1 pseudogene is annotated in these 684 nt (G+C 70.1%); it reads left to right on the top strand.

From position 1 onward, the window contains the following. Positions 1-635 (top strand): annotated as a pseudogene (locus AC1D12_RS34715) (C1 family peptidase); the annotation flags it as partial. Positions 636-684 lie beyond the last annotated feature (49 nt).

Below are 684 nucleotides of genomic sequence, written 5' to 3'. Positions count from 1 at the left end.
CGATCGCCGAGTTCCAGTCCCGCTTCAACACACCGCCCGGCGGTGCGCCGTTCAGCAGCTACGACCTGCGCCGCGACCTCGGCAACGGCGCGGCCGGCGACGGCGCACGCTACAAGGGCCGCGGCTTCGTGCAGCTGACCGGCCGCGCGAACTACAAGCACTACGGCGAGGTGATCGGCATCGCGCTCGATGCCGACCCCGACAAGGCGAACGCGCCGGAAGTGGCTGCGGTGGTGCTCGCGCAGTTCCTGTTCGACAAGGCCGACAAGTTCCGCGCCGCGATCGGCAAGGGCGATTTCGCGGCGGCACGCAAGCTGGTCAACGGTGGCGCGCACGGGCTGGCCGCATTCCGCAGCGTGTTCGAGCTCGCGGCCACCGCGCAGGCGCCGGCGGCCGCCGGTGCCGGTGCTGCCAAGGGCAAGAGCACCTCGCGCCGCCCCGCCGGCAGCACGCACCGCGTCTCGCGCACGAAGAAGGACACCGCCGACCTGCGCGACCGCCAGTACATGCCCGCAGCGCTGACGCTGCCCGATGAATTCCCGGCCGCCGAGGTCGTGCAGCACTTCCTGCCCGGCTATGCCAAGGCCGGACTGATCCTGGACCAGGGCAGCGAGGGCGCCTGCACCTSTCTCTAATACACATCTGACGCTGCCGACGATGAGAACCGTGTAGATCTCGGTGGTC

The organism is Rhizobacter sp. P1_G5 (assembly GCF_056405435.1).
This window is presented reverse-complemented; position numbering and strand designations above follow the sequence as displayed.